The 12,841-nt window shown below is 66.5% G+C and carries 10 protein-coding genes; 3 read left to right on the top strand and 7 right to left on the bottom strand.

Annotated elements, in window-relative coordinates; translation table 11 throughout:
- The 7 genes from AC1VTH_RS03395 to metG form a co-directional block, all read right to left on the bottom strand.
- A partial coding sequence (locus AC1VTH_RS03395) for an HPF/RaiA family ribosome-associated protein (RefSeq protein ID WP_481334697.1) occupies positions 1 to 124 on the bottom strand: 124 nt, incomplete at its 3' end.
- Between the two features lie 189 nt (positions 125 to 313).
- Positions 314 to 1,303 carry a substrate-binding periplasmic protein gene (locus AC1VTH_RS03390; RefSeq protein ID WP_481334696.1) on the bottom strand — a complete coding sequence of 330 codons (990 nt, stop codon included), beginning with the start codon at positions 1,301 to 1,303 and terminating at the stop codon, positions 314 to 316.
- A gap of 484 nt (positions 1,304 to 1,787) precedes the next feature.
- Positions 1,788 to 2,603: a ComF family protein gene (locus AC1VTH_RS03385; RefSeq protein WP_481334694.1), complete on the bottom strand. Its 816-nt coding sequence runs from the start codon at positions 2,601 to 2,603 to the stop codon at positions 1,788 to 1,790.
- Between the two features lie 172 nt (positions 2,604 to 2,775).
- On the bottom strand, positions 2,776 to 3,858 hold the full coding sequence (locus AC1VTH_RS03380) for a D-alanine--D-alanine ligase family protein (protein ID WP_481334693.1): 1,083 nt from the start codon (positions 3,856 to 3,858) through the stop codon (positions 2,776 to 2,778).
- A 113-nt stretch (positions 3,859 to 3,971) separates the two neighbouring features.
- On the bottom strand, positions 3,972 to 5,021 hold the full coding sequence (locus AC1VTH_RS03375) for a TatD family hydrolase (RefSeq protein WP_481334692.1): 1,050 nt from the start codon (positions 5,019 to 5,021) through the stop codon (positions 3,972 to 3,974).
- A complete protein-coding gene (gene rsmA, locus AC1VTH_RS03370; RefSeq protein WP_481334691.1) occupies positions 5,018 to 5,950 on the bottom strand; it encodes a 16S rRNA (adenine(1518)-N(6)/adenine(1519)-N(6))-dimethyltransferase RsmA in 933 nt (310 codons plus the stop codon). The genes AC1VTH_RS03375 and rsmA overlap by 4 nt, the downstream gene beginning before the upstream one ends.
- Before the next feature lie 129 nt (positions 5,951 to 6,079).
- Complete coding sequence (metG, locus tag AC1VTH_RS03365; RefSeq protein WP_301830353.1) at positions 6,080 to 7,687, bottom strand: methionine--tRNA ligase; 1,608 nt, start codon at positions 7,685 to 7,687, stop codon at positions 6,080 to 6,082.
- 374 nt (positions 7,688 to 8,061) lie between these two features.
- Here metG and AC1VTH_RS03360 point away from each other — a divergent pair, with 374 nt between their 5' ends.
- The 3 genes from AC1VTH_RS03360 to AC1VTH_RS03350 form a co-directional block, all read left to right on the top strand.
- Positions 8,062 to 9,693 carry an ATP-binding protein gene (locus AC1VTH_RS03360; protein ID WP_481334689.1) on the top strand — a complete coding sequence of 544 codons (1,632 nt, stop codon included), beginning with the start codon at positions 8,062 to 8,064 and terminating at the stop codon, positions 9,691 to 9,693.
- Complete coding sequence (locus AC1VTH_RS03355; protein ID WP_481334688.1) at positions 9,683 to 10,399, top strand: response regulator; 717 nt, start codon at positions 9,683 to 9,685, stop codon at positions 10,397 to 10,399. The genes AC1VTH_RS03360 and AC1VTH_RS03355 overlap by 11 nt, the downstream gene beginning before the upstream one ends.
- A gap of 309 nt (positions 10,400 to 10,708) precedes the next feature.
- Positions 10,709 to 12,841 (top strand): cation-translocating P-type ATPase (locus AC1VTH_RS03350; RefSeq protein ID WP_481334686.1); only part of this gene is annotated, 2,133 nt, incomplete at its 3' end.

Below are 12,841 nucleotides of genomic sequence, written 5' to 3'. Positions count from 1 at the left end.
GGACCACGTCGCACGTCATGGGCTGGATGTCGAAGACCTCGAGGGCCCCGCCGATCTTCTCGTCAACGTAGCTGCGAAGGGCGTCCGTGACCGTAACCTTGCGCCCAGAAACCTTGATGTCCATGGTGCCTCCAACCGTCGAGCCTTTACTTGCCCTGTGGAGCGGCCGCGCGGGTGAGCGCTGCGGCTTCCCCTGTACTGCACTGGTACCCAAACCGGACGCAAACTCTGCGGTCGTTTGAGAATTGACCAGTCGCCGATTCGATGGTTCCATTCGGGACAGAATCGGCCTAGACGTGCAGCGGGCAGGTGGCTAGCTGACGTCGGCGGCGTTGGCGCCGGCCGTCGAGCCGTCCTGGACGCCCGAGGCTCCGTCGCTGGTCTCGGTCGTCTCGCTCGACCCCGCGACGGTGCCGGCCGAGATGGAGATGCCGGAGATCTGCGAGCTGTCGGAGATGGCGCCCATGCCGCCCAGCCACTTGGCGCGGATGATGTCGGACACGCCGTTGGTGCAGACCTTATCGACGGCCTGCTGCACGGCGTTCTGCAGCTCGGTGTTGGCGGCGGCCACGCCCACGCCCACGGAGCTGGGCACGTCAATCGAGCCGCAGAAGGAGATGTCGGAGTAGGCGGCCTGCAGGTAGGCGCCGGAGAAGGCATCGCACAGCACGTAGTCGACGATGCCCTGCTCGAGGGCGTCGAAGGCGTCGTTGAGGTTGGTGAACGACTCCTGGCGCGCCTCGAGGTCGCTGCGCTTGAGCAGCTGCTGGGAGACCGAGCCGTCCTGTACGCCGATGGTCTTGCCCATGACGCTGCCCTTGTCGACGGTGCCCTCGCCACCCTTGTGGAAGAAGCCCACGGCGTCCTCGGCGTAGGCGCCCACAACGGTGACGCTGCCCGAGGCGTTCGAGCTGGCGTCCATCACGATGTCGCAGGTCTGGCCCAGGGCGGACGAGGCGCCGCTCACGCCCACGAACTCGACCGTGAGGCCAAGCTGGTCGGCGATGGCGTAGGCCATGTCGACGTCATAGCCCTGGAAGGTGCCGTCGGAGCCGGTAATGCACATGGGGGCGCTCGACGAGGTGTCGAGGCCCACGGTGAGCGTGCCGTTCTTGATGATGGTGGGCGTGGTGACGGCAGGCGCGGCGGCCTGCATCTGCTTGCCGCGTGCCTCGGCGATGGACGGGGAGCTCAGACTCGCCTCGATTGCCGACAGAGGGTTAGAGCAGCCGGCAAGGCAGGCAGCCACCGCCACGGCGAGCACGGCGGCACCACCGCGAACGACCATCTTCTTGCGTCTCATCGAGTCTCCTCGTCTCATGGGGCGCGACCGCCCCCGGGCCCAGCCGGGCCATCCCCTTCTCAAGCTGCGTCTCAGTCAGCTGACCTGGTATTTGACCCCACACTCGCGCACGGGGGCTTTCGCAGACAACCGCCGCGGCGGCGCCACTGGAGGCCCTCTCGCCCGCGGGGCAACGAAACCCCAGGATAGACGGGCGGTGCGTCTTACTTCTAGGACGAGCCATGATCGCCCGGACGCGCACGCCCGAACTTACGTGGATCCCTTTGCCCTCGTCTGGCATGGACTGGGGGCGGCTGCCGAGACGAGCCCGACGGGGCGCGGCCACCCGGGCGCAGCATCTTTGCCGCGAACGGGAAGCTTGCCCACCACCCTGCAACCACAGACCTGAATGAGACTTTCCGATTATAGCAGCTCAATGATGTTGACCTTATGTAGCAGCGGCGATGCCATGCGGGGACAGGGGGACGGGTCTTTTGTCCCCGGCTCACCACGTGCGGGCGAGGGCGGCGGCGGTGACGTCGGAGGCGCCCGCCTCGAGCAGGGCGCGGGCGGCGGCGCGCACCGAGGCGCCCGTCGTCACGACGTCGTCGACCAGCAGCAGCGAGCAGCCCGTGACGTCGCCCACCACCCGCATCGACGACGAGGCGTTGGCGAGTCGGTCCTCTCGGCCAAGCTTTCGCTGGTCGCGGGCGTGGGGGCGGGCGAGCACGTCGGCAAGGGGTAGGCCCAGCATGCCCGACAGCGAGCGCGCGACATCGAGCATGTGGTCGAAGCCGCGTCGCCGATAGGCCGTCCGCGTCGCCGGCACGAAGCAAACGGCGTCGACCGCCGAGGCGTCGAAGCGCGCCGCCCCATCGGCCGCGGGCCAGCTGGCCGCCTCGTCGAGAGCACAGGCGACAGTCGCGGCAATGACGGGCGCCAGGCGCCGCTCCCCCGCGTCCTTGTAGGCAAGCGCGAGCGAGCGGGCCGCACCCTCGAGCGGCAGGGCGCAGACGCAGGCGCGCGTCTCCCACGCCTCGCCTCGGGACCTGCCGCACTCCGTGCACGAGACCCACCCATAGGGCGCCCCGCAGGTGGGGCAGGCCCAGCGCTGGCAGATCCAGCCCAGGCGCGAGCGGCACGACGCGCACAGCAGCTCGCCGGGCGCGTCGCAGCACACGCACCGTGTGGGCCACGCGAGCTCGGCCGCCGCCTCAGCAAGCCTGCGCGCGAGCGAGGACATGCCGGCGAGCTCGCCAGCGGCCGTGGCGTCCCCGCGTCGGCCCGACTCGACCTGGTTTTCCCGGCTCCAGCTCAACAAAAAATCCCCCTACGCCACGCGGGGCGCAGAGGGGATTCGCTCGGTTGCTTGGATTGTAGCAGCGCGAGGCCACCCTGGTGCCTGGGACAATACCGCCCGTAGCCTTATTGTCCCAAACCGCAGGAAAAGTGGGACGAAATTGCTCCGGGCTTTATCGTCCCAGCAGCGGAGGCTAGCGAGCCTGAGAGGCGGCGGCCTCGACGAGGCCCTCGAGGACGTCGGCGAGCTTCTTGCCCGACGCCTTCATCATCTCGGGGAAGCGCGAGTAGCGCGTGAGACCCGGGATGGTGTTGACCTCGTTGAGCACGACCTCGCCGGCGGGCGTCACGAACAGGTCGACGCGCGCGAAGCCCGAGCAGCACAGGGCGCGGTAGACCGCGAAGCCGGTCTTGCGCACGAGGGCCATCTGCTCGTCGGAGATCTGGGCCGGGCAGCGCAGCGACGAGTTCATCGAGCTCGCGGAGGCGCCGGCCGTCTGGTCCTGGTGGATGTGGAAGAAGCCGCCGTCGGTCACGACCGTCTCGTCGACGACGCCCATCTCGAGCTCACCCGCGGCGTCGCCGGTGATGGCGCAGCCCACCTCGGTGCCCACGATGGCCTCCTCGACCGACACCTTGGGGTCGAGCGAGAACGCGAGGTCGAGGGCGGCCGCGAGCTCGGAGGCGTCGGACACCTTCGAGACACCGTAGGACGAGCCGCCGCGCGTGGGCTTCACGAAGACGGGGTAGCCGCCGCAGGCCGCAACGGCCGCGTCGACGTCTGCCTGCGTGGAGCCGCGATAGAGCACCTCGCACTTGGGCACGCGGATGCCCGATGCGGCCGCCAGGCGGTGCGACACGTCCTTGTCCATGCACACGGCGCTCGACAGCACGCCGCAGCCCACGTAGGGCACGCCGGCGCTCTCGAGCAGGGCCTGGGTGATGCCGTCCTCACCGCCCTGGCCGTGCAGCACCGGCAGGGCCACGTCGAGCTCCAGGCGGGTGAGCGAGCCGTCGGCCTCGTGGCGGCACAGGCCGCCGCCCGGCACCACGACGACGGGGCAGACGTCGTGGGAGGCCCAGGCGTCGCCCTCGCAGACGTCGGCGACGTTGCCGGTGTAGTTGAGCCACTGCCCCTCGCGCGTGATGCCAATGAGGTGCAGGTCGTAGCCACAGCCCGCAAGCTCGGCCAGGACGTTGGTGGCCGAGCGCAGGGAGATGTCGTGCTCGCTCGAGGTACCGCCGAATAGGATGACGACGCGTAGGTTCTCGCTCATGGTTGTTGCTCCCATCGTTTGTGGGCCGGCGACGCCAGGACGGCCGGCCATCATCTCTTCGGTTCCAAGGCACAGCCAGAGACGCTGCCCCCAGTTGCCCTCGGTGATCTTGCTTACAGACCAAACAGGTTACACGCATTGCGCCACAGGGCGCGGTAGGTCTCGGCGGGCGTGGCCACGCCGGCGTCGGAGCGGGTCTGCGCCAAGCAGGCGGCCGTGAAGGCCACCATGGCGGGCTCGCACTCCTCGCCGCGCAGGGGCACGGGCGCCATGTAGGGGCTGTCCGTCTCGGTGATGACGAGGTGGGCGGGGCAGGCGGCCGCAGCGTCGCGGATGTCGTCGCTCTTGTTGAAGGTCGCGGCGCCGCCAAAGGCCACGTGGCAGCCAAGCTCGGCAAAGGGGGCGAGTACCTCGGGGCCAGACGTGAAGCAGTGCAGGTCGCAGCCCGCGCGGGGCACGCCCACGCGGCACAGGAGGTCTGCCGCCTGGGCATGGGCCATGGCCGCAGCGTCGTCGGCGGCGTCGCGCACGTGCAGCTCGACCGGCAGGTCCAGCTCGTGGGCCATGAGCAGCTGGCGCTCGAACACCTCGAGCTGGACGGCCGGGTCCACGTCGCTGTAGGGGCCATAGTCAAGGCCGATCTCGCCCACGCCCACGCAGCGCCCGCCCGCAAGCAGCTCGCGCATGCGCGCCTCGCACGCGTCATCGAAGACGGGCGCGCCATAGGGGTGCACGCCCGCAACGAAGCGCAGGTCAAGCGGCAGCCGCTCGGTGGCACCGGGCAGCAGGTCGTAGCCGGGGAAGGCAGGCGGCACGAGGCCCCTCTCGGCAAACTCGCCCATGAGCTCCTCGGCCAGCGCCCACGCCTCGTCGAGGAAGGCGATGAGGTCTGCCGCGGAGCGCACGGGGCCTGGTTCCTCGCGGGAGTAGCCGCAGTCGCCCACGGGATCGATGGGCACCACGAGCAGACGCACGCCCGCGAGCGCGGCGCGCGCGACGGCGAGCGCCGGGTCGTGCGAGCGCAGCACCGTGAGGTGGCCGTGGGTGTCGGCGAGCGGCGCCAGCGGTGCGGGGGAGGGGCGCGCCTTGCCCTTCTTGGTGTGGAACAGCTCACCGTCCTCGAGGGTGAGGGCGTCGGTCATGAGGGTCGCGGCGTGGCTCATCTGCCCTCCCCCGCCGAGAAGCGTGTGGGCAGGTCGGCCGGCATGGCGCCGGCGGCCGCGAGGGCGGCGTGCAGGCGAACGAAGTCCGCCGAGGCGAGCGTCTCGGCGCGCGCGGTGGGCGCGATGCCGCAGGCGGCGAAGGCGGCGTCAAGGGCGGCCTTGCCGAAGCCGCGGGCGGCCATGGAGTTGCGGATGGTCTTGCGGCGCTGGGCGAAGGCGGCGTCGGTCACGGCGCACGCACCCGCGAGCGCGGCGGCATCGAGCGGCCCGCCCGTCTCGGCATCGCAGGCGCGGGCACGGTCGATGCGTACCACGGCCGAGTTCACGTGCGGCGCGGGCATAAAGCAGGTGGGAGGCACCTCGAAGCGGCCGGTCACGGTGCCATAGAGCGCGAGCTTGGCGGTGTAGGCGCCGTAGGCCTTGGAGCCGGGCGCGGCGCAGATGCGGTCGGCCACCTCGGCCTGCACCATCACCACGGCGGCGTCGAGGGCGGGGTGCTCGGCGAGATACTTGAGGATGATCGTGGCGGCCACGTTGTAGGGCAGGTTGGCCACGAGGATGTTGGGTTCGGCCGCGGGGTGGGCGGCGGCGCAGACCTCGTCCCAGCCCACCTTGAGGGCGTCGCCCATGACGTAGGCGAAGTTGGGGAACTCGTGGGCGAGGTCGGCGAGCACCGGCTCGAGCGTGCGGTCGGCCTCGATGGAGGTGACGCTCGCGGCGTGCGGCAGCATGCCCAGCGTGAGCGTGCCGATGCCCGGGCCCACCTCAACCACGCGCGTGGCCTCGGAGAGGCGCGCCAGGTCGAGGATGTGGGCGATCACGTGGTCGTCGACCAGGAAGTTCTGGCCCAGGCGGTGCTTGGTGGCGAGCCCAAAGCGCTCGAGCATCTCGCGCGTGGCAGTTGGGTTTGCGAGAGGAGAGGCAACCATGCGGTCCCTTTCGTGGGGGTCAGCGCCGCGGTCGCGCGGGAGCGTTTCTCGCACGTCTCGCGCGCTGGCCGCGGCCATACGAAAGCGGCCGCCCAAGGGCGGCCGCGGTGCTGCGAGTGCGCGTGGACGCTAGGCCCTCGGCTCCAGGCGCGGGAACAGCGGGTCGCCCTTCTCGACGGGGGCGCCGCCGGCAAGGCCGCCCCAGACGCAGGCGGCCGCGAGGTCGTCGGACGCGGCCTCGTCCTGGCAGGAGATGCGGCGCAGGGCCTCGGCGCTCGTCGTGGGCATGAACGGCATGAGCAGGTGCGCAGCGATGCGAATGGCCTCGAGCAGGTTGTAGATCACGAAGGCCAGCTCGTCGGCGCGGCTCCCATCCTTGGCAAGGGCCCAGGGCTCGGAGTCCTCGATGTAGTGGTTGGCGGCGTGGATGAGGGCCATGGCCTCGTCCTTGGCGCCGGCGTAGTCGAGCGCGCCCATCTTGGCGGCGTAGCGGTCGTGGATGCCCTCGGCGACGTCTGCCAGCGGGTTGGAGAAGGCGTGGTCGTTCGTGGGCTTGGCGGGGGCACAGCCGTCGAAGTACTTGACGCTCATGTTGGCCGAGCGCGAGATGAGGTTGCCCCAGCTGTTGGCGAGGTCAGCGTTGTAGACCTGCTCCATGCGCTCGAACGAGATGGCGCCGTCGGTGCCGGGCGTCACGTCGGTCATGAAGTAGTAGCGGTAGCCCTCGACGCCCAGCAGGTCGATGACGTCCTGCGGGGCGATGGCGTTGCCGCGGCTCTTGGACATCTTCTCGGCCGCACCCGTCTCGGCGTTGCGCACGGTGAGGAAGCCGTGGGCAAAGACGTGCTCGGGCAGGGCCTCGTCGATGGCCATGAGCATGGCCGGCCAGATGACGCAGTGGAAGCGGATGATGTCCTTACCAACGACGTGCAGGTTGGCGGGCCAGCGGTAGGCCAGCTCGGCGCGCGCCTCGTCGGAGTCGACGCCGTAGCCGCAGGCGGTCATGTAGTTGAGCAGGGCGTCGAACCACACGTAGGTGACGTGGCCCTCGTCGAAGGGCACGGGAATGCCCCAGTCAAAGCTCGTGCGGCTCACGGACAGGTCGTTCAGGCCACCCTCGACGAAGCTGCGGACCTCGTTCATGCGGAAGTCGGGCTGCACGAAGTCGGGGTGCTCGTCGTAGAGCTTGAGCAGCTTGTCCTGGAAGGCGGAGAGCTTGAAGAAGTAGCTCTCCTCCTTGACGCGCTCGAGCGGTCGGTGGCAGTCGGGGCAGAGGTGAGCGCCGGGCGTGCCGTTCTCCTCGTCGCCCTTCTCGACCTGGGTCTCGGTGAAGTAGGTCTCGTCGGGGACGCAGTACCAGCCGTCGTAGCTGCCCTTGTAGAGGTAGCCGGACTCCTTCATGCGCTCCCAGAGGTACTGCACGGCCTTGTACTGGCGCGACTCGGTGGTGCGAATGAAGTCGTCGTTGGAGATCTCGAGGGTCTCCCAGAGCTGCTTGAAGTGTGGGGCCTGGGAGTCGGTCCACTCCTGGGGCGTCATGCCGTGCTTGGCCGCGGCCTCGGCGACCTTCTCGCCGTGCTCGTCCATGCCGGTGAGGAACTTGACGTTGTAGCCGTCGGCGCGGCGGAAGCGGGCCTGGACGTCTGCGATGATCGTCGAGTAGGCCGTGCCGAGGTGCGGATCGGCGTTGACGTAGTAGATGGGCGTCGTGACGAAGTACGAGGGCTTGTCTGCCATATGTGGAACCTCTTCTTAGGACGTGCGACGGCAAATGGGCCGGCGCAGGCGAATGAGCCGCGTGACATTGTATCGCGGGAGCGCCGTCGCGCGGCCCGAGAGCGTAGGGGCTGTTCGCGGTCAATGGGGGGGTATCTGAGCGTCCTCTCGTCTGAACGAGCAGCGACTGGGAGCCCTCCCCCATGCCATTAATCGCGCGATTTGGTCTACCATCAAGACAGGTCCGGTTCGAGGAGTTTGGGACGTCCGTCTCCAAACGTATTGAGGGAATACCGGTTACATGGCTTGAGACGCTCAGAGCCAAGGACCTGATTGACACCTGCCTATTCTAAAAAATACGACTTATTTCAAAGGAAAGCAGAAAGGTCGAGCTCGTGTCAGGGCGAAATACGAATGGGGACGGCACGGTAAGCCCGTGCTCAAATTGGAGCATAGTCTCGTGGTTCGAGCAGAGGGTTTTCGCGTGGTCAGATAATCCCACGCCCAAGCGTTTCGCGACCGACACGCTTATCGTCTTCCTGACGATGCTGCTCGCCACGGTTCTTGGCGCCATCTTCTACGACCTCGACATGGAAGCATGCATAGTCATCACGTATGTCTTGGCCGTTCTCTGCGTCTCGCTCCTCACCGTGGGACGCCTCCACTGCCTCGTGGCCTCCGCCCTCGCGGTCCTGTTCTATAACTTCTTCTTCACCCACCCGCGCTTCTCGCTCACCGCCTGGGGCAGGACCTATCCCGCGACGTTCGTAGTCATGTTCGTGGTCGCCTTCATCGCCAGCGCCGTTGCCATGACGCTCAGACGCGAAGTCCACGCCTCACAGCTCGCATATAGAAGGACGCAGATCATCCTTGAAGCGGACGAAGCGCTACGCAGGTGCTCTACGCGCGAGCAAATCATTGATGCGATTGGCGCCCAGCTGTCCAAGCTGCTCGAAGCCGAAGTCATCTGGTATGCCGAGGGCATCTCGGGCTTTGCTCCCCAAAGACACTTCTCAGCCGTCTCGGCAACGCAGACAGAGCCAATCGTCGAGACTCCCATGGCTCATAGGGCTATGGAGAACAGAGGCGCGGTCGGTGCCGGGACCGGCTGCTTCCCCTCCGCAAGCGGCTATTATCTGCCGGTCATCTCGGACGACAAGGTTATCGGCGTAATGGGTGCCTACCTTGGCAATAAGACGCCACTCCCCGCCGAGCAAAACGAGGCGGAGGCAGTTGTGGGCGAGGCGTCTCTCGCGCTCAACCGCATCCAGGCGCTAGAACAGCGCGAGGAGGCCGCCGTGCTAGCCAAGAACGAGCAGCTTCGCGCCAACCTCCTCCGCTCGATCTCGCACGACCTGCGCACTCCACTCACGGCAATCTCGGGAAACGCCGACGTTCTGCTCTCGGACGGAGATGCGCTAAGCGCGGACAAGCGCGGAGAGCTGCTCCGAGACATTCGATCCGACGCGAACTGGCTGAACGCCACCGTTGAGAACCTTCTCGCCATCACTCGTCTCGAAAATGGGAACGTCCAGCTAAATACCACCGTAGAGCTCCTCGACGACATCATCGAGGAGGCGTTGCGCCACGCCAATCCAGACATCTGCCAGCACTGCCTGGAAATCGAGCCGTGTGAGGACCTCCTCCTCGTCAAAGTGGATGCCAAGCTGATTGTCCAGGTCGTGGTCAATCTGGTGAACAACGCCGTAACCCACACGCAGGCGGGTTCGACCATCCACGTCTCAACATGCTCGCGAGGTACCGAGGCCATTGTCAGGGTCGAAGATGATGGCCCCGGCATCAAAGATAGCGATAAGGCGCATGTCTTCGAATCCTTCTATACGATCGGCCGGGCGCTCGCGGATTCCAAGCGAAGCGTCGGGCTTGGCCTCTCCCTTTGCAAGTCGATTGTGGAGGCACATGGGGGTAGCATCGTCGTTAGGGACGCTGTTCCCCACGGATGCGCGTTCGAGTTCGCGCTGCCACGCTATGAGCTCACGGAAGGAGCCCAGGAAGATGCCGACTGAATTGAGTCCCACGATTCTCGTAGTCGAGGATGACCCAACGATCAGAAACCTCATCCTGACGACTCTCGACACGCAGGGTTTTCGCCACCTCAGCGAGAGCACCGGGAGAGGCGCCATTGCGGCGTCCGCCTCGAGCACGCCGGACGTGGTCCTCCTCGATCTCGGGCTTCCCGACATCGACGGCATCGAGGTCGTCCGTGCCATTCGCAGCTGGTCTCAGATGCCCATCATCGTCGTCTCTGCAAGGAGCGAAGATGCCGACAAGATCGGCGCGCTCGACGCAGGCGCGGACGACTACCTCACCAAGCCCTTCTCCGTGGGCGAGCTGCTGGCGCGAATCCGCACGACACTACGACGCCTCAACTATCAGTCGCCCACGCAAGGACAAGAGCCTTCGACATTCCAGAACGGCGACCTGCGAATCGACTACACGGCAGGCATCGCATACCTCGGCGACGGGGAACTGCACCTGACGCCCATCGAGTACAAGCTCCTTTGCCTTCTGTCGCACAACGTCGACAAGGTCCTCACGCACAGCTTCATCCTGCACGAGGTCTGGGGCAACAACCACCAGGCGGACCTCGCCTCGCTCCGCGTCTTTATGGGAACCCTTCGCAAGAAAATCGAGCCCGACCCGGTTCACCCGCGCTACATCCAGACGCACATTGGCGTGGGTTACCGCATGATGCGCGTCGCGGATGAATAGGACTTTCGGCTGGTGGTTCGAGCCGAATCGCGAGTAGGCTCGAGCTCGACCTGCAAGCTTCGCGCCTACACATATGTCAACAAGGCATATAAGGACGTATTACGCGCTTTACCTCGGTCTTTAGCCTATCTTTAGGTCACCTTCACACGCACTTTATGCCTGCGAGGTGTGGAATTACCCACGACCAAAATAGACTGAAAACCATTGTTCTCACGAGGATATCCTCCCCTTTGCGACGGCGAAGCGGCCGTCGGTCGCACGCGCCACGAGACGCGTGCCCTAACAAGGAAAGGAGGGTCCTTGAACACCATGTCCGATTCGCATGAGGAGGAGATGCCGCAGATCGCGGCACTCACGAGCGACGCGGTATTCAAGTCGCTAGGCACGAGCGCAGCCGGCCTCGCGAGTGACCAAGTGAGCGAGCTGCAGGCCAGGTACGGCAAGAACCTTATCCAGGCGGGTAAGAAGAAGTCGCCGGTCATTGCGTTCCTCTCCAACTTCACGCACCTCATGGCCATCCTCCTCTGGGTGGCCGGCATCATCGCCTTTGTGGCCGGCATGCCCGAACTCGGCGTCGCCGTCTGGCTGGTCAACCTCATCAACGGTTGCTTCAGCTTCTGGCAGGAGCACCAGGCAGACAAGGCTACCGAGGCCCTGAAGAAGATGCTGCCGTCCTACGTCAACGTCATGCGCGACGGTCAGCAGGCCCAGGTCCTCGCGGAGGACCTCGTCCCCGGTGACGTCATGGTCCTTGCCGAGGGCGACAAGATCTCCGCGGACGGCCGCGTCGTGCGCGCGTCTGACCTTCAGGTCGACCAGTCGACGCTCACGGGCGAGTCGAACCCCGTGAGGAAGACCGCGGACGCCGTCCTCGAGGCCGACCTCACCACCGCCGAGACCCCCAACCTCGTCTTCGCCGGCACCTCGGTCTCCGAGGGCAACGGACGCGTCGTCGTCACCAAGATTGGCATGGCGACCGAGTTTGGCAAGATCGCCAGCCTCACGCAGAACATGGAGGACTCCGAGAGCCCGCTCCAGCGTCAGCTCGACCGCCTGACCAAGCAGGTCACCCTGTTCGCGCTCTGCATGGGCATCGTCTTCTTCCTCCTCGACGTGCTGTTTGTTCGCAATGGCCTAGCCTCGTCGTTCATCTTCGCCCTTGGCATGGTCGTGGCGTTCATCCCCGAGGGACTGCTCCCCACGGTCACGCTGTCCCTCGCCATGGCCGTCCAGCGCATGAGCAAGCGCAACGCCCTCGTAAAGAAGCTGAGCTCCGTCGAGGCCCTTGGCTCCACGAGCGTCATCTGCACCGATAAGACCGGCACCCTCACCCAGAACGAGATGACCGTCAACCACCTGTGGACCTGCGACCGCGAGTACGAGGTCACCGGTGTCGGTTACGCCCCCAAGGGCGAGATTCTCTGCGACAAGGACAAGTGGGAGGCCGCCGATAACGAGGAGCTTCGCCTGCTCGTCTCCGGTGGTGCCCTTTGCTCCAACGCCCGTCTCGTCGAGCCGGACGAGGAGGGTGGTCGCTACACCGTCCTCGGCGATCCGACCGAGGCCTGCCTGCTCGTCAGCGCGCAGAAGGCTGGCCTTTCCCTCGAGAACCTCGAGCGCGAGATGCCCCGCGTGAGAGAGCTCCCCTTCGAGAGTCGCCGCAAGCGCATGACCACCATCCACCAGCTCAAGCGTCCGCTCGATGGCGCCAGCCGCGTCGCGTTCGTCAAGGGCGCTCCCAACGAGGTCGTCCGCCTCTCCGACAACTACCGCACCGACGGCAAGGTCATGCCACTGAGCGACGAGATGCGCAAGAGCATCATGGACGCAAACGACGGCTATGCCGCCAACGGCCTGCGCGTGCTTGCCCTCGCCTACCGTCCCCTGAGCCCGGACGACGCCTCCATTCCCCGCTCGATGAGCGACTACACGCCCGAGAACATCGAGTGTGGCCTCACCTTCGTCGGCCTCCTCGTCATGCAGGATCCGCCCAGGCCCGAGGTCGCCGACGCTGTGGCCGAGTGCCGTCGTGCTGGCATCCGCGTCGTCATGATCACGGGCGACTATGGCCTGACCGCCCTCTCGATCGCCCGCAAGATCGGCATCGTCCAGGGCCCGAACCCTCGCGTTTTCTCTGGCGTCGAGCTCGAGAAGACCTCTGACGACGAGCTCAAGGAGGCCCTGAAGGGCGAGGTCGTCTTCGCCCGCATGGCGCCTGAGCAAAAGCTGCGCGTCGTCGAGAACCTGCAGCAGATGGGCGAGATCGTCGCCGTCACCGGAGATGGCGTGAACGACTCCCCCGCCCTCAAGAGGGCTGACATCGGCGTCGCCATGGGCATCACCGGCACGGACGTGGCCAAGGAGGCCGCGGACATGATCTTGACCGACGACAACTTCGCCTCGATCGTCCATGCCATCGAAGAGGGCCGTGCAGTTTACGCC

The organism is Parolsenella sp. (assembly GCF_982402205.1).
This window is presented reverse-complemented; position numbering and strand designations above follow the sequence as displayed.

Excerpts from the sequence above, each read along its gene's own strand:
- metG (WP_301830353.1), bottom strand. The coding sequence starts at position 7,687 with ATGGCAGACAAGCCCTCGTACTTCGTCACGACGCCCATCTACTACGTC.
- rsmA (WP_481334691.1), bottom strand. The coding sequence starts at position 5,950 with ATGGTTGCCTCTCCTCTCGCAAACCCAACTGCCACGCGCGAGATGCTC.
- AC1VTH_RS03375 (WP_481334692.1), bottom strand. The coding sequence starts at position 5,021 with ATGAGCCACGCCGCGACCCTCATGACCGACGCCCTCACCCTCGAGGAC.
- AC1VTH_RS03390 (WP_481334696.1), bottom strand. The coding sequence starts at position 1,303 with ATGAGACGCAAGAAGATGGTCGTTCGCGGTGGTGCCGCCGTGCTCGCC.
- AC1VTH_RS03355 (WP_481334688.1), top strand. The coding sequence starts at position 9,683 with ATGCCGACTGAATTGAGTCCCACGATTCTCGTAGTCGAGGATGACCCA.
- AC1VTH_RS03380 (WP_481334693.1), bottom strand. The coding sequence starts at position 3,858 with ATGAGCGAGAACCTACGCGTCGTCATCCTATTCGGCGGTACCTCGAGC.